General features: G+C 34.8%; 17 protein-coding genes and 1 pseudogene. 9 read left to right on the forward strand and 9 right to left on the reverse strand.

Features of this window, described 5'->3' with window-relative positions:
* Positions 1-68 precede the first annotated feature (68 nt).
* From DMB91_RS05315 to rimO, 6 genes are read right to left on the reverse strand one after another with little or no spacing between them, the layout of a single operon-like run.
* Complete coding sequence (locus DMB91_RS05315; protein ID WP_034906321.1) at positions 69-713, reverse strand: uroporphyrinogen-III synthase; 645 nt, start codon at positions 711-713, stop codon at positions 69-71.
* Positions 707-997, reverse strand: coding sequence for an MTH1187 family thiamine-binding protein (locus DMB91_RS05320; protein ID WP_034906318.1), 291 nt, complete (start codon positions 995-997; stop codon positions 707-709). Before DMB91_RS05320 ends, DMB91_RS05315 begins: the two co-directional genes overlap by 7 nt.
* Complete coding sequence (gene thiE, locus DMB91_RS05325) at positions 994-1,635, reverse strand: thiamine phosphate synthase (protein ID WP_034906315.1); 642 nt, start codon at positions 1,633-1,635, stop codon at positions 994-996. The genes DMB91_RS05320 and thiE overlap by 4 nt, the downstream gene beginning before the upstream one ends.
* Positions 1,632-2,444 carry a bifunctional hydroxymethylpyrimidine kinase/phosphomethylpyrimidine kinase gene (gene thiD, locus DMB91_RS05330; RefSeq protein WP_034906311.1) on the reverse strand — a complete coding sequence of 271 codons (813 nt, stop codon included), beginning with the start codon at positions 2,442-2,444 and terminating at the stop codon, positions 1,632-1,634. Before thiD ends, thiE begins: the two co-directional genes overlap by 4 nt.
* A gap of 42 nt (positions 2,445-2,486) precedes the next feature.
* The gene (gene tilS, locus DMB91_RS05335) at positions 2,487-3,482 is read right to left on the reverse strand and encodes a tRNA lysidine(34) synthetase TilS (protein WP_052043241.1); all 996 of its coding nucleotides are present in this window, start codon (positions 3,480-3,482) and stop codon (positions 2,487-2,489) included.
* The gene (rimO, locus tag DMB91_RS05340; RefSeq protein WP_034906309.1) at positions 3,482-4,792 is read right to left on the reverse strand and encodes a 30S ribosomal protein S12 methylthiotransferase RimO; all 1,311 of its coding nucleotides are present in this window, start codon (positions 4,790-4,792) and stop codon (positions 3,482-3,484) included. Before rimO ends, tilS begins: the two co-directional genes overlap by 1 nt.
* A 150-nt stretch (positions 4,793-4,942) precedes the next feature.
* On the opposite strand from rimO, the gene prfB reads away from it, so the two are divergent.
* Both prfB and DMB91_RS08865 read left to right on the forward strand, forming a co-directional pair.
* Positions 4,943-6,034: a peptide chain release factor 2 gene (gene prfB, locus DMB91_RS05345; RefSeq protein ID WP_034906306.1), complete on the forward strand. Its 1,092-nt coding sequence runs from the start codon at positions 4,943-4,945 to the stop codon at positions 6,032-6,034.
* A gap of 237 nt (positions 6,035-6,271) precedes the next feature.
* Positions 6,272-6,429, forward strand: a pseudogene (locus DMB91_RS08865) (hypothetical protein); the annotation flags it as partial.
* 116 nt (positions 6,430-6,545) lie between these two features.
* Here DMB91_RS08865 and DMB91_RS08870 read toward each other — a convergent pair.
* Entirely contained in the window at positions 6,546-6,707 is a 162-nt protein-coding gene (locus DMB91_RS08870) for a hypothetical protein (RefSeq protein WP_156104124.1), read from the reverse strand.
* Positions 6,708-6,917: 210 nt separating this feature from the next.
* Between DMB91_RS08870 and DMB91_RS05350 the strand changes: the two genes are divergently transcribed.
* From DMB91_RS05350 to DMB91_RS05380, 7 genes are all read left to right on the forward strand, one after another.
* Complete coding sequence (locus DMB91_RS05350; protein WP_034905134.1) at positions 6,918-8,078, forward strand: efflux RND transporter periplasmic adaptor subunit; 1,161 nt, start codon at positions 6,918-6,920, stop codon at positions 8,076-8,078.
* A gap of 1 nt (position 8,079) precedes the next feature.
* Positions 8,080-10,041, forward strand: a complete 1,962-nt coding sequence (locus DMB91_RS05355; RefSeq protein WP_034905125.1) for a MacB family efflux pump subunit — start codon at positions 8,080-8,082, stop codon at positions 10,039-10,041.
* A gap of 4 nt (positions 10,042-10,045) precedes the next feature.
* Positions 10,046-11,395 carry a TolC family protein gene (locus DMB91_RS05360; RefSeq protein ID WP_034905124.1) on the forward strand — a complete coding sequence of 450 codons (1,350 nt, stop codon included), beginning with the start codon at positions 10,046-10,048 and terminating at the stop codon, positions 11,393-11,395.
* Positions 11,396-11,559: 164 nt separating this feature from the next.
* On the forward strand, positions 11,560-12,699 hold the full coding sequence (locus DMB91_RS05365) for a hydrogenase small subunit (protein ID WP_034905116.1): 1,140 nt from the start codon (positions 11,560-11,562) through the stop codon (positions 12,697-12,699).
* A 2-nt stretch (positions 12,700-12,701) separates the two neighbouring features.
* Positions 12,702-14,417, forward strand: coding sequence for a nickel-dependent hydrogenase large subunit (locus DMB91_RS05370; RefSeq protein ID WP_034905114.1), 1,716 nt, complete (start codon positions 12,702-12,704; stop codon positions 14,415-14,417).
* Positions 14,418-14,427: 10 nt separating this feature from the next.
* Complete coding sequence (gene cybH / locus DMB91_RS05375; RefSeq protein ID WP_052043207.1) at positions 14,428-15,150, forward strand: Ni/Fe-hydrogenase, b-type cytochrome subunit; 723 nt, start codon at positions 14,428-14,430, stop codon at positions 15,148-15,150.
* Entirely contained in the window at positions 15,150-15,686 is a 537-nt protein-coding gene (locus tag DMB91_RS05380) for a HyaD/HybD family hydrogenase maturation endopeptidase (RefSeq protein ID WP_034905112.1), read from the forward strand. Before cybH ends, DMB91_RS05380 begins: the two co-directional genes overlap by 1 nt.
* A gap of 212 nt (positions 15,687-15,898) precedes the next feature.
* On the opposite strand, the gene DMB91_RS05385 is transcribed toward DMB91_RS05380, so the two are convergent.
* Positions 15,899-17,086 carry a type II secretion system F family protein gene (locus tag DMB91_RS05385; protein WP_034905109.1) on the reverse strand — a complete coding sequence of 396 codons (1,188 nt, stop codon included), beginning with the start codon at positions 17,084-17,086 and terminating at the stop codon, positions 15,899-15,901.
* Positions 17,083-18,726 (reverse strand): GspE/PulE family protein, encoded by a 1,644-nt coding sequence (locus DMB91_RS05390; protein WP_081946918.1) that lies wholly within the window; start codon positions 18,724-18,726, stop codon positions 17,083-17,085. Before DMB91_RS05390 ends, DMB91_RS05385 begins: the two co-directional genes overlap by 4 nt.
* Between the last annotated feature and the right edge of the window lie 115 nt (positions 18,727-18,841).

Raw genomic sequence — 18,841 nt, forward strand, 5'->3', positions numbered from 1 at the left:
GAAAATTTTAAAACTACAAGGGCTATAAAAATTGCGATTTTATTTAGAATTAAGATTCAAACCCTGCCTTACTCTTGCTTTACTAGACTTTTAGCCAAGCTAACACAAGCTTGCAAACTTTGCTCTTGACTGATATAAATTTTATTTAAAAGTCCTTGTGGCAAAGCTTTTGCTGTGCTTTGTCCTAGACAAATGATGATGTCTTTTTCATTAAAGCTATAAAAATGCAAGAAATTTCGCAAGGCTGAGTAAGCATTAAAGATAAAAATGGCAGGTTGTATTAAGCTTATATCAGGCTTTAAAGGCTTATTTTCATAGGCTATACATTCTCTTAAATAAACACCTAAATTAAGAAGTTCTTTACCTAAATTTGAACGCACTTTTTTAGCCCTTAGATAAAGGCATTTTTTGCCTTTAAGCTCCTCTTTAAACTCAGCTAAAAGCTCACTTGCATAGGCTTTTTGAGGAAATTTTACCTCTTTAAAGCCATATTCTAAAGCTTTTTTAGCTGTTTTAGCTCCTACTGCATACACGCTTAAATCTTTTATAGGCTTGATATGAAGCCGTTTAAGAGCTTTTATAGCATTTTTTGAAGTGATGATAAGAGCGTCAAATTCATTTAAATCAAGGCTGAAATCAAAAAAGCAAATTTCATTTAAAACAAGATTTTGCACCCCTTCAAAATGAACTTCTCCAACAAGATAGATCATAATTTTTCTTTAACTGCTCTAACCTTACTTTCAAAAGCTTCTTTTCTAGCCTCATAACAATCAAATTTAGCCGTGATATAAAAACGTTTGCTATCAAAACAATTTGAAGCCATTTTAAGCACTTTTAAAGCCTTTTTCATGGATTTACACTCAACGCAAGTTCCCATAGGATTAAGCTTATAAGCTATGTTTTTACTCTCTAATTTCCTTATCACCTTAGCTACTTCAGCACTCTTTGAAAGTTTCCCACTTATGCTAAATATACAAAATTCCATCAAAACACTCATCTAGCCTCCTTAATCTGCATTATGCTAGCCTTAAGCTTTAAAGCTGTTTCATAAGCATTAGCACTTTGCATTAAAGCCCTTATCACAGCTATGCCAGCGATTTTGCTTGAACTTAGTTCTAAGACATTATTTTCATCTATGCCACCTATTGCTACTACCCTTAAATTCGTATTTAAGGCTAGTTCTTTAACGCCTTTTACGCCTATAAGCTCACTTTCTTTTGAAAGGCTAGGAAACACCGCCCCACAGCCTATATAATCAGCCCCTGATGCGTTTTCAAGCTGAACTAGAGTTTTTACACTTAAGCCGATGATTTTTTGTTCTCCTAAAAGCTTTCTTGCCACACTTAAGCTTAAATCATCTTGCCCTAAATGCACCCCAGCACATTCAATTGCCAGGGCAATATCAAGCCTATCATTAATGAGTAATGGCACATAAAACTCATCACATAGCCTTTTAAGCTTCATACCAAGCTCAAAAAACTCTCTTGAGTTAAGCTCTTTTTCTCTAAGCTGCACCACACTTACGCCGCCTAAGATAGCGTTTTTAACTTGATTTAAAAAGCTTTCATCGCTTCTTTTTTGCCTGCTTGCTACAAGATATAAGCTCAAATCAAGCTTGTTTTTATCAAAATTCATTCAAGCCCCATAAACTCAAAAAGATGATTCGTAGGACCACAACCCTTGCCTAAATTTAAAGAATATTTTATAGCCTTAAACACATAGTCTTTGGCTTCCTTTACCGCTTCGATCTTGCTTTTACCAAGGGCTAAATTTGAAGCTAGGGCTGAACTTAAGGTGCAACCTGTGCCATGCGTATTTTTTGTCTTTAATCTCTCAGCCTTAAAAATCTGCACATTTTGCCCATCAAAAAAGACATCATTAGCATTTGTTTCACTATGTCCGCCCTTAAGCAAAACAGCCTTTGCTCCAAGCTCACAAAGCTCTTTTGCAGCTTTTATCATGTCTTTTTCATCTTTGATCTCAAAACCACACAAATACTGAGCTTCTGGGATATTTGGGGTTAAAACATCAGCAAAACGAAGCATTTTTTGCTTAAAAAGTTCGCAATTTTTAGGATCCATTAAGGCAAAACCATTTTTAGCAAACATCACAGGATCAATCACAATATTTTCCGGCTTAAAATGAGCTAAATTTTCGCTCACACATTCTATAGTTTCCTTGCTTCCAAGCATACCTATCTTAACAGCTTTTGGAGGAATATCCTCAAAAATAGCTTGCATTTGCTCATCAATAATTTGCTTTGGTATATCAAAACAACTTATCACGCGTGCTGTATTTTCAGCCACAACGCTTACTACAACGCTCATTCCAAAAAGCTTAAAAGCACTAAAGGTTTTAAGATCAGCTTGCAAGCCAGCCCCACCACTACAATCACTTCCTGCTATCGTTAAAATAGGTGTTAAGATCGATCCTATAGCTTTCATTTGTATCCTTTTTTGTTCGAGATTATATCAAAATTTAAAACTTTATGATTTAAGTTTAAAGCTTTCTTGAATTTTATTTAAAAAATCCTCCTCATGAATGCCTTGAGTGTAAAAATAAGCCCTTAAAAGCTTAGGAATACCTGCTTTTCTATACCTTTCTTTAAATTCCTTTGGGATTTTTTCACAAGTTTTATACTCAAATACAAAGGCAAATTTTTCTTTAAAGCAAAGTGCTATTTTGCCTGATATTACGCCGTCTTGCTTCATCATTTGCTCTCTTTGTTTAGCGCTTATCCTTACACCTTTTGCTTTAATGGCTTTTGCGATCAAGCTTTCTTGCTTTGAAACTATGCTTATGCCTTTAAATTCCTTATAAAAAGCATTTTGATAAAAGGTATTTAAATCTTTTTGAAGATAGTTAAAACTTCTTTTTACTCCCTTAGCAAAAAGCTTTAAAAAGGGTTTTGAAAAATGTTTTCTTATATAATTGCGTTCAAATTGTTCATCTTCATTGCTTAAATCTTTAAAATAAAAAATTTGATTTTGCTCTAAAAAATCTAAAATTTCGTCTTTGCTTATGCTTAAAAAAGGGCGGACCAAAGTAAAACTTAGCTCTTTTTGAAGCTCTTGCATACCTAAAAGTTCGCTTAAACCTGCTCCTTTTTTAAGCTGCATTAAAAACCACTCAAAACGATCATCAAACTGATGGGCTAAGATAAGGTTTTCATAGCCTTTTTGCTCGCAAAGTTCTTTAAAAAAGCTGTAACGAAAATCCCTTGCGTTTTTTTCAAAATTATTCTTAAACTTTGGAGCAGTTCTTATAAAAATTTGCTTATTATGCTTTTTTGCAAGTTCTTTAGCTGCTTTTGCTTCAACCTTACTTTGCGTTCTTGTACCATAATCAACCAAAGCTAAATCAAAGCTAATATTTTGTTCTAAAAGCATATAAAATAAAGCTGTGCTATCGCTTTGATAAGAAAAGCCAAGTAAATTCTTACCCCCACTTAAAGCCTGCAAGCTTTTTTGACTAAGCTTCATCAAAGCTCTTTTAAGGCTGTTGCGATGAGCTTTTTATCTAGGCTTTGAGTGATTTTGCATTCATAAATTTTACCAAGTTCTAGCTTGCCACATAGGCTTTCATTGATGAGAATTTCCCCATCAATTTCCCTATCCCAACGCAAATCCTTTCCAGCGATGAAAAACTCGCCCTCGCTACTTTGCCCTGTGATCACAACCTGCCTTGTTTTACCCACTTCTTTTGCAAAACTTTTTTCTAGGCTTTGATCGACAATTTTTTCGATGATTTTAAGCCTTTTGTTGATGATCTTACTTGGCACTTGAGGCAGGCTAAAAGCACGAGTATCTTCTTCTTTAGAATAGCCAAAAATACTAATTCTATCAAAGTCAAATTCCTTAATAAACTCGCAAAGTTCGTTAAATTCAGCCTCATTTTCATGAGGATGTCCTACTATAAAGCCTGTGCGTAAAAAGCTATCTTTTGCTGATCTCATAAGCTTTAAAAGCTCTAGCAAAGCCTTTTTGTTTGTGCCTCTTTTCATGATTTTAAGCATATCATCATTTATATGTTGCAAAGGCATATCAAAATAATTTACAAAAACCTTTGAAGCGATGATTTTTTCAATCAAAGCCTTACTCACGCTTGTTGGATACAAATACAAAATGCGCGCACTCTTCACACCCTCTAGCTTTTCAACTGCTTTAATAAGCTTAATCAGTCCATCTTTTTGCCCCTCATCAAAAAGATAAGAACTAGTATCTTGAGCGATGAAAGAAAAGTCAAAATAACCCTTTGTTATAAGGCTTTCAAGTTCGCTTATTATGCTCTTTATGCTTCTGCTTTTTAGCCTGCCTTTAAAGCTTGGTATGGCACAAAAGGAGCAGTTTTGATTACAGCCTTCAGCGATTTTGATGAAAGCATGCGTTTTTGAGCCAGTGATAAGCCTTTTGCTTTGCTCATTTTGCAAATACGTTGAGTTTGAAAACAAATTCACCTTTTTAAATATAATCTCATCGATCTTATCATAATCGCCCACGCCAGTAAATAAATCAACCTCAGGAAGCTCCTTAACAAGCTCATCTTTATAACGTTGCATCAAACAGCCAGTTACGACAAGCACTGAATTATCTTTTCTTTGCTCATGCAAAGATAAAATGACATTTACACTTTCTATCTTGGCAGATTTGATAAAGCCACAAGTATTAACTATCAAAACATCGGCGTTTTGAGGCTCATCACAAAGCTCATAATTTTCAAGCCGACCAAGCATAATCTCACTATCAACTAAGTTTTTATTACAGCCCAAAGATTGCAGGTAAAGTTTTGGCATAATCTTCCTCTTAAGAAATTTAAAGACAAATTATAGCTAAAATTGTTTTAAGTTTGCAAAAGTTTTTATGAATATAGTTTTTATATCACAACAAATTTTTTCAAACTTTAAGCCAAGTTTTGTTAGAATTTAGGTTTTTTGAGGGATAAAATGGATACTTATGAATATAGCGAACTTTTAAAAAGCTTAAAAAATAAAGTCGGCAATATCGCATCTATCATCAAGCCAGATGAGCTTAAAACGCGTTTAAAAGCAATAGAAGAGCTTGAAAACTCGCCTGATTTTTGGCAGGATGCTAAAAATGCAGCAAGCATTGGCAAAGAAAAAACTAAGCTTTTAAATTTGCTTAAAAATTATGAAAATGCTTTTAATGCCCTAAATGACGCCAATGAACTTTTTGATCTAGCTAATACTGAAAATGATTTAGATACACTTCAAGCTTTGTTTGAGGATTCTAAAAGCCTTGAAGAGCATATCAGTCAGCTTGAAATTTCTATGCTTTTAAGCGATGAAAATGACAATAAAAATGCCATTATTTCCATCCACCCCGGAGCTGGTGGAACAGAAAGCAATGACTGGGCAAGTATGCTTTATAGAATGTATCTAAGATTTTGCGAGCGAGAGGGCTTTAAGGTTGAAACCTTAGACTTTCAAGAAGGCGAAGAAGCTGGGCTAAAAGATGCTAGCTTTTTGGTAAAAGGTGTCAATGCTTATGGATATTTAAAGGCTGAAAATGGCATACATCGCCTTGTAAGAACTAGCCCTTTTGATAGTGCAGGACGAAGGCACACAAGCTTTTGTAGCGTTATGGTAAGCCCTGAACTTGATGATGATATAGAAATAGAAATTGCTGACAAAGATATAAGAGTGGATTATTACCGTGCTAGCGGAGCTGGAGGACAGCATATTAATAAAACCGATTCAGCTGTAAGGATCACGCATTTTCCAAGTGGCATAGTGGTGCAGTGCCAAAACGATCGCAATCAGCACAAAAACAAAGCCACAGCCTTTAAAATGCTAAAATCTCGCCTTTATGAGCTAGAACTTATGAAACAACAAGATGCGAGTCAAGTAGGAGAAAAAAGCGAAATGGGCTGGGGTCATCAAATTCGCTCTTATGTGCTTTTTCCTTATCAGCAGGTTAAAGATACGCGTTCAAATGAAGCTTTTGGCAATGTTGAAGCTATTTTAGATGGGGATATTAAAAAGCTTATAGAAGGTGTTTTAATCGCACAAAAATAAAAGCTAAATTGAGCTTTATTAAAGCAAATTTAAACTAAAATCAGCCTCATAAATGACGGAGCTTGTGTAAGGCTTAAGACCGAACTAAAACTAAATAATGCTAGTGCCGGGAATATTTATGTTTTTGCTGTTTTTATCTTTAAATATTGTAAATTTTGCATACGAAAAGATAAACACTCCTCATTTCTCACACTCAAACTTCCTTCATTTATCTTCAAATTCAAACAAGAAGATCAAATGAATACTCAAATGTCTTATGCTAAAAAGGGCGTTTTCACCACTCAAATGCAAGAAGTTGCTAAAAAACAAGTTAGCGAGGATTTTTTGCTTGAAAATATCGCCAAAGGAAGGTTGATTTGGCACATAAATTTAAGATTGAAGCCATTTTGAATTTGAAAACAAACTTGAATTGAAATCAAGACTTTTTAAATTTAAATTGTTATCTTTTACTTTTTTTAAAAAAAAAAAAATGGGGGGGGGGGTATCAATATCTTTCTTTGTGAAATTTCCCTCAATACTGCCTACAAGTTGTGAAAACTTGATAAGCTCTAGCTAAACTTTTAGCCAAATCTACACTTGTAAAAGCTCTAGCAGTAGGATTTTTTTCTAAACTTGTTATGGAATTTACAAAACTCTTAGCTCTTTTTGTATAAATTTTATCATCCTTTGGCAATTTAGTCGCTTCATTAAAACCACTGGTAAAACAACCCTCTTCATCTACACCTTAACCTAAGACTTAAAAGCTTGCCTTACTTTTTGAAACTTGTATTTAATTCACCTTTAATTCATTTTTTAAGATTAAAATTATGTTTTTAAATTTTGATAAAAGGTTTTTAGTTTGAATTTTTTGTTGCAATTAAAGTCAAGGCTACTTGCTCATAAAATGCTTATTTTAGCAAGCGTTGCGTTGATACTTATCATTTTGATCGTGTATTATTTCTTTTTCTATAATACAAACACAAACTCTTATATCACTCAAGCCGTGAGCAGAACCAACATAGAACAAAGCATAGAAGCAGTAGGCGAAGTGTATGCTAAAGAACAAGTTGATGTGGGCGCTCAAGTAAGCGGGCAGATTATCAAACTTTATGTAGATATTGGTGATAGGGTTAAGGTTGGGGATTTAATCGCTCAAATTGATAAAGACAAACAGCAAAACGAGCTTGATATCACCAAAGCCCAGCTTGAAAGCACAAAAGCAAATTTAGAAAGTAAAAAAGTCGCCCTTGAAATTGCTGATAATCAATACAAAAGAGAGCAAAAGCTTTATGAAAGCAAAGCAACTTCGCTTGAAAGCCTAGAAAGTCTAAAAAACAATTTTTATACTTTAAAAGCAAATGTTGCAGAGCTTGAGGCTCAAGTTGTCCAGCTTGAAATCAGCCTTAAAAACGCCCAAAAAGATTTAGGTTACACCACCATAACAGCTCCAATGAATGGCATTATCATCAATGTCGCTGTTGATGAAGGACAAACCGTAAATGCTAATCAAAACACACCAACCATAGTAAAAATTGCAAATTTAGACGAAATGGAAGTGCGTATGGAAATCGCTGAAGCTGATGTAAGTAAGATCAAAGTCGGCACAGCTGTAAAATTTGCCACCTTAAATGATCCAGATACTAAATACGACGCAAAGATAGCCAGTATAGATCCAGCAAATACGACGCAAAGTGATGCTACAAGTGGTGGAGCAAGCTCAAGTTCTAACTCAACAAATTCAAGTTCAGCAATTTATTATTATGCTCGTTTTTTTGTGAAAAATAAAGATAATTTTTTACGCATAGGTATGAGCTTAGAAAATGAGATCATCGTTGCAAGTGCTTCAAATGTCATTGCTATACCAACTTATGCTATACAAAGCGATCAAAGGGGATATTATGCTTTGGTGCTTGAAAATAAAAAGCCTGTAAAACGCTATATAAAACTTGGTATCAAAGATAGCTTAAATACCCAAATCACAGAAGGTTTAAGCGAAAATGATACCTTAATCGTAGGTGATTTGAATGCTAAAAGTAGTTCAAGCATAAGAATGGGTCCTCGTTAAGATGATCAGTCTTGAAAATATTTATAAGCAAATCGGACAAACACCGATTTTACAAAGCATAAATCTACACATTGAAAAAGGCGAATTTGTCGCTATAATAGGACAAAGTGGAAGTGGTAAAACTTCACTTTTAAATATCATCGGCACGCTTGATGAACCAAGCTCTGGTTTTTATCGTTTTCAAGATTATGAAGTAACGATGATGAGTAAAGATGAAAAAGCAAGATTAAGACGCGAAAAAATAGGCTTTATCTTTCAACGTTATAACCTTTTAAGTCTGCTTAGTGCCAAAGAAAATGTTGCTTTACCAGCTGTATATGCAGGCAAAAGCACAGAATCAAGGAATACAAGAGCAAAAGAGCTTTTAAAGGAACTTGAACTTGATCACAAACTTGATTCTAAGCCAAATGAACTCAGTGGCGGACAGCAGCAAAGAGTAAGTATAGCAAGAGCGTTGATGAATGGAGGAGAGCTTATCTTAGCTGATGAACCAACTGGGGCACTAGATAGTAAAAGTGGCGTGATGGTGCTTGAAATTTTAAAAGAACTTAATGCCAAAGGACACACTATAATCCTTGTAACACATGATCCAAGTATAGCCGCACAAGCAAAAAGAATCATAGAAATCAAAGACGGACAAATCATCAAAGATAGCCAAAACAGAACTCAAACAACCCAAAATAAAGACTTAAATTTACCAAAACACATCTCAAAAACAAGCATACAAGCAATGCCTAGTGAAAGAAAAACTTATAATTTGCTTAAAAATCAGCTTTTTGAATGCTTCAAAATCGCTTATTCATCAATCATCGCTCATAAACTTCGCTCGCTTTTAACCATGCTTGGTATCATCATAGGTATAGCCTCAGTTGTTTGTGTTGTCGCACTTGGGCTTGGCTCTCAAGAGCAAGTTTTAGCCTCCATTTCAAGACTTGGGACAAATACGATAGAAATAAGAGCTGGTAAGGGTTTTGGCGATATTCGTTCGGGGAAAACAAGGCTTAATTTAAGCGATGTAAGCACCTTAAGAAGCCTTCCTTATCTTGAAGCGGTTGAGCCTCAAGATGATACGAGCGGAACTATAGTATATAAAAATATCATGCTTAATGCTAGGGCTGAAGGCGTGGGGATAAACGAATTTAGCATAAAGGGCTATGAGCTTGAGCTTGGGCGGATTTTAAATGAATATGATATAGCCACAAGTGCAAATGTCGCTGTGATCGATTATAATGGACGCAATGCTTTATTTAAGGATATGGCTGTAGATGAAATTCTAGGCAAGGTGTTTATCTTTGCTAATAAAGCTTTTAAGGTTATTGGGGTGTTGAAAAAGGACCTTAACCGAAGGGTTGAGGATACGACTATACGAATTTATATACCTTTTTCAACGCTGATTAATAAGCTTACTGGAGATAAATTACTTAATGAGATCGTGGCTAAAGTCAAAGATGATGCTTCTCCAAGCGTGGCTGAGCAAGCTATCATCAGGGTTTTAGAGATTAAAAGAGGACAAAAAGACTTTTTTACCATCAATTCAGACGCCATTCGTCAAAGTATAGAAGAAAACACAAGAACAATGACAATTTTAATCACTTCAATCGCCCTTATTGCTTTAATCGTCGGTGGTATAGGAGTGATGAATATCATGCTTGTTTCAGTAAGTGAGCGCACAAGAGAGATTGGCATAAGAATGGCAATAGGAGCTCGAAAAGAAGATATTTTAATGCAGTTTTTAATCGAAGCGATTATGATATGTTGCTTAGGAGCTGTGCTTGGAATTTTGCTTTCCTTTGCTGTAGTGCAAGCTTTTAATGTGTTAAGTCCTGATTTTAAGATGATTGTTTCAATTTCTTCAGTATTTTTAGGACTTTTAAGCTCGGTATTTATAGGCATTGTTTTTGGCTTTTTCCCAGCTAAAAATGCAGCAAATTTAAATCCTATCAATGCCTTATCAAAGGAGTAATAAAATGAAAATCTTATATACTTTTATCTTAAGCATTTTTTTCTTAGCTTGCTTTCACACAAAAGAGCTTAATCTCAAGCAACATGAACTCACACAAAGCGAGCAAAGAACACTAAAAATCAATGAAAATTGGTGGCAAGAGTATGAAAATCAAAAGCTTAATGCCCTTATGCAAGCTATACTTGAAAATAACAGCGAACTTAATGTTGCAAGGATAAATCTACTCAGTGCTATTGCAAGATATGATTTAATCAATTTTGATCTTTATCCTACTTTAAGTGGAAATTTAGGAGCAAGTGTAGCAAAAGATTTGAACTTAGGCACAAATTCGCAAAATTTTTCAAATGCTTTAAATTTAAATTATGAGCTTGATGTTTATGGCAAAATTTATGATGAACGAAAAGCAAATGAGTTTAGCGTAAAAGCAAGTGAGTTTGATCTTGAAAGTTTAAAATTAAGCCTTATTAATTCAAGTATAGATAATATCTTTGATTTGGCGTATTTTAACGACGTGGAAAGCCTTTTAAGTGAGTATTTAAGTAACTTAGAGCAAATGAAAGAAATTTATGCTCTAAAATATGAGCTTGGTAAGATAGAAGAGCTTGATTTGCTTAATATAGAGCAAAGTTTGCTTAATGCCAGACAAAATTTACTCAGCAACGCACAAAATAAAGAACTTACAATTAAAAACCTTAAAGATTTACTTGGAGCAAAGCAAAATTTTGCACTTATAAATTCTTTTGACACGCTTAGATTAGCTGATTTTAAGGACTTGAGCTTAAATTTTGATCTTCCTTTGGCTCTTTTCGCATACAGACCAGATATAAAATCAAAAGCAAGCTCACTTCAAGGGGCTTTTTTAAACATTAACGTGGCTGAAAAATCAATGTTTCCAAGCATAAGTCTAGGCTCAAGTTTAAGCGGGGGTAATGAAAACTTAAGTCAAAACTTTAAACTTCTTACTTTGGGTGGAAATTTACAGATCAGCTTACCTTTTTTAGACTATGGCAGGGTAAGACAAAATATCAAAATTTCACGTCTTGCATATGAAGCTTTAAGACTTGAATACGAACAAAGCTTGCAAACGGCAATCAATGAGTTTTATTTATGTTATAAAGACTATGAATTTTACAATAAACTCTTAGCAAATATCAAACTCATCAATGAAAAACAAGAAAAAATAACCCTTGCTTACGCTCAAAAATACAATCTTGGCAAAAGCGAACTTAAAGACTATCTTGACGCTAAAAATAGCCTTATCAGCTCAGCTCAAGAGCTTTTAAGATCAAGGTTAAATGTCTTAAAAACGACAAATTTATATTATAAAATCACCACCGTAAAGCTGGAAAATTAAATAATGTAAAAATAAGCAAATTTTAAACAAAAACTTACAAAGTATAATTCTACTCGTGTTTATTTTTCACACGTTTAAAAATAAATTATCAAAATTAAACTAAAATTAATAAATCTTATCTTATCATTAACTTATTCAAATAAAAAACCAAAAAAGGGGTAAAAATGACTTTTAAAGAACTAGAAGCTCGTTTAAAAGAGCTTGAAAGCTTGCCTTCTATGAAAGGAAATTCTTCTATACCCAAAGCTTTAGAAGAAGCTGGATTTTCAAGAAGAGATTTTATGAAATGGGCTGGGGCAATGACGGCGTTTTTAGCCTTACCTGCAAGCTTTGCACCTATGGTAGCAAGGGCTGCAGAACTTACTGATCGCGTGCCTGTTATATGGCTACATATGGCTGAGTGTACAGGTTGTAGTGAAAGCTTACTAAGAAGCGATACGCCAACCATTGATAGCCTTATTTTTGACTACATCTCTTTAGAATATCATGAAACCGTTATGGCAGCTTCTGGTTGGCAAGCTGAAGAGAATTTAGAATCAGCTATTGAAAAATACAAAGGTAATTATTTTTTAATGGTTGAGGGAGGAATTCCATTTGGAGATACAGAAAACTATCTTACTATAGGACCTTACGCTAAAACGGGCAGACAAATCGCTACTGAAGCCTGTAATAACGCTAAAGCCATCCTTGCTATAGGCACTTGTTCAAGCTTTGGTGGCATTCAAGCAGCCCACCCAAATCCAAGCAATGCGAAACCTTTGCACAAAATCACAAACAAAGAAGTGATTAATGTTCCGGGCTGTCCGCCAAGTGAAAAAAATATAGTTGGCAATGTGCTTCAGTTTTTACTCTTTGGCAAGCCAGCTTTAGATGTTTATAATCGTCCAAAATGGGCTTACGGCTTAAGAATTCACGACCTTTGCGAAAGAAGGGGACATTTTGATGCGGGCGAATTTGTCGAACATTTTGGCGATGAGGGAGCAAAAAATGGATATTGTCTGTATAAAATGGGTTGCAAAGGACCTTATACTTTCAACAATTGTTCAAGAGAAAGATTTAACCAGCACACTTCTTGGCCTATCCAATCAGGACATGGCTGTATAGGTTGTTCTGAGCCAAATTTCTGGGATACCATGCAACCTTTTGAAAAACCTTTGGCAAGCCACCAATTTAACAGCGTATTTGGTAGTTTGGGTTCTGATTCTATGGCTGATAAAATCGGTATAGGAGTGCTTTGTCTTACAGGCGTAGCTATAGCTGCTCACGCTGCAATTGCAACTATGAAAAAAGGAAATGAGGAATAAAAATGAGTCAAAAAATTATTGTAGATCCTATTACAAGAATAGAAGGACACCTTAGAATTGAAGTTGTTGTTGATGAAAATAATGTCGTCAAAGAAGCGTATTCTGGCTCAACTTTATGGCGTGGTATAGAAGTTATCGTTAAAGGACGCGATCCAAGAGATGCTGGCTTTTTAACACAAAGAATTTGCGGGGTTTGCACCTTTTCTCACTACAAAGCAGGTGTTGCAGCAGTTGAAAACGCTCTTGGCATTACACCTCCGCTTAATGCTCTTTTAACAAGAACATTAATGAACTCAGCCCTTTTCTTACACGACCATATAGTGCATTTTTATCAACTCCACGCACTTGACTGGGTAGATATAGTTTCAGCTTTAAGTGCTGATGTGAAAAAAGCAAGTGATTTGGCTTTTACTTTCACTCCAAATCCTTATGCAACTGGAGCTGATAAACTCCTAGAAGTGCAAAAAAGAGTAAAAACCTTTGTAGATAAGGGCAATCTTGGACCTTTTGCAAACGCATATTATGGACACTCAACTTACCACTTAAGTCCAGAGGAAAATCTTATCGCTTTATCTCATTATCTTGAATGTTTAAGAATACAAAGGATTATCGCTCAATGTATGGCTATTTTTGGTGCTAAAAATCCACACCCGCAAAGCTTAACAGTCGGCGGTGTAACTTGCGTTATGGATCTTTTAAGTCCAGCTAGAATGGGCGAGTATCTAGAAAAATTCAAAGAAGTAGCTGACTTTGTAAACCGTGCGTATTATCCAGATTTAATTATGGCCGGGAAAAAATACGCTACAGAAGCAAGTGTGGTTAATGATGTGGGCGTGCCAAATTTATTCACTTTCCAAGAATTTCAACTTGGGGCAAATGAATGGCTCTTTGAAAGTGGCATCATTAAAAATGGCGATTTAAGCAAGGCTTATGAGGTAGAAGAAGATAAGATTACTGAAGAAGCAACGCATTCTTGGTATAAAAATGATGCTCCTTTGCACCCTTACGATGGTGAAACTGAGCCAAATTATACTGGACTTGTTGATGGTGAGAGCATAGATCATCACGGCAAAGTTGTTAAAACAAAGAATTTCAACACAGCAGGCAAATATAGCTGGATCAAAGCACCAAGATATGATGGCGAAGCTATGCAAGTAGGACCTTTAGCAAATATAGCTGTAAATTATGTCAAGGGCAACAAATATGTCGTGCCGGTTGTTGATGGGTTCTTAAAAGCAACAGGACTTCCTATAACAGCCGTTTTAAGCACACTTGGAAGAACCGCAGCTCGTTGTATAGAAGCAAAGGTTGTCGCTGATAATACTCTTATAGCGTTTAATAATTTGGTTGAGAATTTAAAAACAGATCAAAGCACTTGTGCACCTTATGTCATCGATCCAAACAAAGAGTATAAAGGACGATATATAGGGAATGTGCCAAGAGGAACACTTTCTCATTGGTGCAGGATCAAAAACGGCGTGATTGAAAATTGGCAAGCTGTGGTGCCAAGCACTTGGAATGCTTCTCCAAAAGATAGCAAAGGCAAAGGCGGAAGCTATGAAGAATGCCTCATAGGACTTAAAATAGCCGATGTCAAACAACCGCTTGAAATCATACGCAAAATTCACTCTTATGATCCTTGCATAGCGTGTTCTGTGCATGTTATGGATACTAAAGGCAATGATTTAAGCGAATACAAAGTAAACGTAAATGTCTAAGGAGCTTCACATGAAAGAAAAAATTGCACTCAATAGCCTAAGACCTGATCTTGACGGACAGCCTCGACGAACTGAATATGAATTTAGCATAGGTTTGCGTGTTGCACATTGGCTTAGAGCTATTAGCATAGTAATTTTAGTAGGCACAGGCTTTTACCTTTCTTATGTGTTTCAAAGCCCTATAAGCAATGGCGAACCAACAAATTTTATGCAGGCAAAATACCGCTTTGTGCATGAAGTTGCTGGCTTTATCTTGCTTTCTTGTATTCTTTTCAAGGTATATTTGTTCTTCTTTGATAGAATCAGCCACAAAGAACGCGTCAGTCTTAAAGATACACTTAACCCAAAAGTATGGATAGAACAGCTCAAATTCTATCTTTTCATAGGCAAACACCCACATTTAAAAGGTTGTTATAATCCTTTGCAGTTTGCAACTTATACTCTTTTTTATGCGGTTATGTTTGGTATCATTATCACAGGGCTTACTTTATATGTGCATGTATATCATGACGGACTTGGTGGCTTTTTGTATGGCATACTTCGCCCTATAGAAGCTATGCTTGGCGGATTAGCTGAAGTTCGCATTTATCATAGGCTTTTAATGTGGGTTGTTATTGTTTTTGTGCCTATACACATTTATATGGCTGTATTTAACTCGCTTAAAGGTAAAGATGGTAGTTTAGATGCTATATTTAGTGGCTATAAATACATAAGAGATGATCAAAGATTTTAATGCGTTATCTTGTACTTGGTATAGGTAATATTATGTTTGCCGATGAGGGCGTAGGCGTACATTTTGTAAAACTCATGCAAAAAAACTACACCTTTCATCACCCAAGTGCAAGCCTTGAATTTATGGACGGAGGCACCTTAGCCTTTCAGCTTAGTTACATACTTGCAGACTATGATAGGCTTATCATTGTAGATTGCTTAGAAGCTGATGATGCAAATATAGGTGATGTATTTTTCTTTCCTTACTCAGCCATGCCAAAAAAAGTTTCTTGGAGTGGAAGTGCTCATGAGATAGAAATGCTTCAAACCCTGCAGTTTATGGAGCTAAATGGGGATTTACCCCAAACTCAAATTCTAGCTGTCATACCAAAACGCATAGAACCTATGAGTTTTAAGCTTTCAAACGAGCTTTTAAAGGCTATACCCCTAATGCAAAAAACATTACTTGAATATCTTAGCAAAGAAGGCTTTAGCTATGAAAAAATAAGTGATTTTTCTATACAAGAACTTGCTGAAATTTCATATAAAAATCCCTAAACCACGTCTATTCATTTTTTTAATATAAATTTTTCAATTTAATACTTTTTTTTAAAAATGAAATTGAGGAAAATTAATCCGTTGTGCAAAAATTGAAACCAAGAATGAATTGGTTATTAAGCTTGCGATGACTAAATATTAGGTTATGATTCCCTTTCATTTCTCACAATGGAAAAAATCTGGTTTTTTTATGATTTATTTTTTATTTTATATCAAAAACTCACACCAGAATTAAGTTCCCACATCGGCAAGAAAATTCCTAAAGCCAAAAATAACACCAAAATTGCTACAAAAAGCGTCATTAAAGGCTCTAAAAGAAGTAAAAAAGTATTCATGATATGATTTTGTCTTAACTCGTAATACTCAGCGATTTTCGCACTCATCTCGTGAAGTTTTGAGCTTTTCATCGCTACGGCTAGCATAGACAAAACTATAGGCTCAAACAAACCCAGCCTCTTAAACGCCTCATCAAGCCTTAAACCTTGCTCACACAACTCGTCTAGTTTTTGAAACTTTTCTTGCAAGAAAAGATTACTTAGGCTCATTCTTGCAAGTTTTAAAGAGTGCTGTAATGGCAACGCACTTTGCAAAAGCAGAGCAAAAATCATAAAAAAATGAGTGTTTTGATTATAAAAGATCAGCTTTGAGAAAAAAGGAAATTTTAGCAATAAAGCATGATTAAAATACGCAAAATCGTGATTTTTCTTATACAAATACACAAAAAACATCAAAAACACACAGCAAAACACAAGCAAAGGTATGAAAAAGTCTTGCAAAAAATTATATATAGCCAGCATAAAACGCGTAACAAGAGGCAATTCGAGCTCAAAATCATCAAAGATAAGTTTAAATTCAGGCACTACAAAAAGCATTAAAGCACAAAATACCACAATCAAAGATACAAAAACAAATAAAGGATATGCTAAAGCTTTCTTAAGAAGTTTTATATTGTTTAAGCTTTTTTCTCTTAGTTCGCAAAGTCTTAAAAACACACTAGCCAAATCCCCTGTATTCTCTCCCATCTTAATCAAGGCAAGCTCAGCCCTATCAAAAGCAAAACCAGAATTTTCAAAAGCTATGTTTAAGCTTTGTCCGCTTTGAAGAGCTTGGAGAATTCGTGTTAAAAAAAGCTTGATTTTAGCATCTTTGTGATGAGCTTTTAACTCTTTAAAAGCTAAAGATACGCTCACTCCAGCACCTAAAAGCAAGGAAAGCTCTTTAAAAAGCAAGGCTAAAATTTGTGGCTTTAAACTAAGATCAAAATACCTAAACTCCTCTATACGAAGGATGTTAAAGCCCTTAGCCCTAAGTTCATCTTGAACTTTTAGCTTGTTTTGAGCTTTGATGATAAGGCTTTTTGTTTTATTTTTAGACTTGATAAGAATACTAAATTTTTTCATCTTAGCACCCTTAAAAGCTCTTGCAAGCTCGTAATCCCAAGCCTTACCTTAGCCAAACCTAGTTCAAACATGGTTTTAAAGCCTTGTTTTTTTGCATACGCTAAAAGCTCGTTTTTACTCTTATTTTCTCGAATCATTTCAGCTAAATGTGTATCAACAAATAAAAACTCAGCCACCACTTCCCTACCTGCAAAACCGCTTTGTCTGCAATATTCACAACCCCTTGCTTCAAAAAACTCTTCTTTTACGCCTTCAAATTCAATATTGATTTTTTCTTTACAATGCTTACAGAGCTTTCGCACAAGCCTTTGAGCGATGATGAGCGTAAGAGCTGAAGCAAGCAAATAAGACTTTGCTTTCATATCAAGCATTCTGCTAATGGCTGAAACGGCGTCATTTGTATGTAAAGTTGAAAACACCAAATGCCCTGTAAGAGCTGATTTAACAGCTATATCAAGACTTTGCTCATCTCTCATCTCACCTATCATAATCACATCTGGATCCTGCCTTAAAATCGCCCTTAAAGCATTGTTAAAATCAAGCCCGGCTTTAGGATTAAGTAAAATTTGCTGCACTAAGCTTAAGCGGTATTCTACTGGATCTTCAACACTAATAATCTTTTTATTTTCATTTTGAATTTCACTCATCGCCGCATACAAAGTCGTGCTTTTTCCACTTCCTGTTGGTCCTGTAACAAGGATCATACCAAAAGGCAGTTGAATACTTTGGCGAAAAAGTTGCAAATTCTTAGCTTCAAACTCCAAATTTTCAAGGCTTAAAAATTTCTGTTTTCGTTCTAAAATTCGAAGCACCAAACTTTCAGCATAGAGCAAAGGCAAAGATGAAAGCCTAAAATCGTATTCTAAGCCCTCAAATTCCATCATAAAACTTCCATCTTGAGCTTTTCTTGTCTCAGCCATATTTAAGTGAGCCAAAAGTTTGACATACAAAATCAAAGCATGATAAATTTCAAGCTCTACTCGCAAAAAAACACCCAAAAGTCCATCTATCCTAAATCGTATCAAAGCTTCTTCACTGCTTGGTTCAAAGTGTATATCACTTGCTTTAAGCTTTATAGCTTGCAAACAAATAAGCTCAAAAAGCTTTGCTACTGCACTTTTATCCTTTTTATCGCTATGTGTAAGTTCTATTTTAAGTTCAGCGATCAAATCATTAATCTCGCATTCAAGGCTATATTTTTCAATGAAATTTTCTATCTTTGAAGGATTGGCAAGAAAAATTTTGATAAATTTATGCTTAAAAGAAGCTTGAAGCTTGTCTAAAAGTTCATTTGAAGGTATTTTTGCAAAAGCAAAATAAATGAAATTTTCATCCTCTTGAAAAACAAGACATTGATACTCTTTCATTTGCTTAAGACTTAACTTAGATAAAAAATAAGGATCATACTCTTTTAAAGCTTGAAATTCAAACCCTTTAAATGTAGCAAAATCACGCAAAAAACGCTCTTTATTAATATTTAAATCAAGATAAATTGTATCAAGTGCAAGCTTATCTTGCTCATATAACTCACACAAAACAGGTAAGATTTTCACATACTCGAGGTTTTGAAGTGAGTGTTTATCTTGCATATTTATACCTAAAGCTTGAAATTTGTTTTTTAATCCATCACAATTTTGCACCCTACCCTCCTTTCTTTAATCATAACAAAAGCAAACTTTAAGAAAGGCGAATTTATAAAGATTTTTTAAGAATGTGTTAATTTATGGCTTATGAATTCAGGTATAATTTCAAAAA

Source organism: Campylobacter sp. MIT 97-5078 (assembly GCF_006864455.1).
Taxonomy (GTDB): domain Bacteria; phylum Campylobacterota; class Campylobacteria; order Campylobacterales; family Campylobacteraceae; genus Campylobacter_D.

What these genes read in the sequence shown, in the direction of transcription:
- DMB91_RS05320 (WP_034906318.1), bottom strand. Translation starts at nt 997, where the DNA reads ATGAGTGTTTTGATGGAATTTTGTATATTTAGCATAAGTGGGAAACTT.
- thiE (WP_034906315.1), bottom strand. Translation starts at nt 1,635, where the DNA reads ATGAATTTTGATAAAAACAAGCTTGATTTGAGCTTATATCTTGTAGCA.
- thiD (WP_034906311.1), bottom strand. Translation starts at nt 2,444, where the DNA reads ATGAAAGCTATAGGATCGATCTTAACACCTATTTTAACGATAGCAGGA.
- tilS (WP_052043241.1), bottom strand. Translation starts at nt 3,482, where the DNA reads ATGAAGCTTAGTCAAAAAAGCTTGCAGGCTTTAAGTGGGGGTAAGAAT.
- rimO (WP_034906309.1), bottom strand. Translation starts at nt 4,792, where the DNA reads ATGCCAAAACTTTACCTGCAATCTTTGGGCTGTAATAAAAACTTAGTT.
- prfB (WP_034906306.1), top strand. Translation starts at nt 4,943, where the DNA reads ATGGATACTTATGAATATAGCGAACTTTTAAAAAGCTTAAAAAATAAA.
- DMB91_RS05350 (WP_034905134.1), top strand. Translation starts at nt 6,918, where the DNA reads ATGCTTATTTTAGCAAGCGTTGCGTTGATACTTATCATTTTGATCGTG.
- DMB91_RS05355 (WP_034905125.1), top strand. Translation starts at nt 8,080, where the DNA reads ATGATCAGTCTTGAAAATATTTATAAGCAAATCGGACAAACACCGATT.
- DMB91_RS05360 (WP_034905124.1), top strand. Translation starts at nt 10,046, where the DNA reads ATGAAAATCTTATATACTTTTATCTTAAGCATTTTTTTCTTAGCTTGC.
- DMB91_RS05365 (WP_034905116.1), top strand. Translation starts at nt 11,560, where the DNA reads ATGACTTTTAAAGAACTAGAAGCTCGTTTAAAAGAGCTTGAAAGCTTG.
- DMB91_RS05370 (WP_034905114.1), top strand. Translation starts at nt 12,702, where the DNA reads ATGAGTCAAAAAATTATTGTAGATCCTATTACAAGAATAGAAGGACAC.
- cybH (WP_052043207.1), top strand. Translation starts at nt 14,428, where the DNA reads ATGAAAGAAAAAATTGCACTCAATAGCCTAAGACCTGATCTTGACGGA.
- DMB91_RS05380 (WP_034905112.1), top strand. Translation starts at nt 15,150, where the DNA reads ATGCGTTATCTTGTACTTGGTATAGGTAATATTATGTTTGCCGATGAG.
- DMB91_RS05385 (WP_034905109.1), bottom strand. Translation starts at nt 17,086, where the DNA reads ATGAAAAAATTTAGTATTCTTATCAAGTCTAAAAATAAAACAAAAAGC.